Raw genomic sequence first — 1,117 nt, 5'->3', positions numbered from 1 at the left:
AGTTACGCCATCATTACCAACTACGCGGCGATAACGAATGTTGCTTGAAGGTTGATTTGGTGACGCATACGAAGGCGTGCTTGGCGTAATCGTCGTTTGCTGTTGGATCAGTTGACCCATACGATCAGCAGATGCTGGTGTTAGAGGCCTACTATTTGCGGGCTGACCATAGTGGTTGCTCTCTTGAACCCTATGAGAAGTAGTATTACCCATAATCAAACGATGGAATTTTTGTCCTGCACGGCCATCAGCTGGAAAAATACCACGACTGGTTTGATATTGCTGAATAGCAGTACGCGTATTATCACCGATGATGCCATCGACACCGCCAATATCGTAACCTGCGTTTAACAATGCTTGCTGGATATCTTTGGCTTGTTGACGGCTGATACCTGGGTCATCCGTCGGCCATGCGGTAATGAAGTCAGTTTTGCTACTGTCCTCTTTAGTGATTAAGTCTGATAAATGGGCAATCGCAAGCGCATAGTTTTCTGAGGCATTATATGAGTAAAACGTATCGAAGTTTTTACCCACTAAAAAAGCAGGACCATCCTTGCCAGCAGGCAGTAATAAGCCAGCACGATTCAAGTCATAGGGTAGCGGACGACCGTTAGTAAGGGTTAAGCCTTGATTACGCCAGTGGCTCATCGATTTTTTATCTTTGCGATTGGATGCTGCCCAATAACCATCGGGAAGTTTGACTTCATAACCCCAAGGTTCGCCTGTGCGGTAGCCACGATTGTCCAAGAAGTTGGCGGTAGAGGCCAGCGCATCGGGTACGTTATTGACCAAGTCGCGGCGACCATCACCATCAAAATCCACTGCCAACTCTAAAAAGGTGCTCGGCATAAACTGTGTCTGCCCAAAAGCGCCTGCCCATGATCCAGTCATATCACTTGGTGCAATATCACCGCGTTGTACGATTTTGAGCGCATTAGCAAACTCGCCCTGAAAGTAGCTTTGGCGACGATCAAAACAAGATAAAGTTGCTAACGACTCGAACAATGGTTTTTTGCCTAAGGTCTGTCCAAAGTTGGATTCTACGCCCCATACACCTAGTACATGCTCAGCTTTTACGCCATAACGCGACTCGATTTGACGTAGTGTATCCGACCAC

At 47.1% G+C, this 1,117-nt stretch carries 1 protein-coding gene; it reads right to left on the bottom strand.

Going from position 1 to position 1,117, the window contains the following annotated elements:
- Nucleotides 1-1,117, bottom strand: a 1,117-nt coding sequence (locus ACS8FD_RS16220; RefSeq protein ID WP_439276600.1) for a lytic murein transglycosylase, incomplete at both ends; no start/stop codon positions are given.

This window comes from Psychrobacter sp. 1U2, from assembly GCF_051847575.1.
This window is presented reverse-complemented; position numbering and strand designations above follow the sequence as displayed.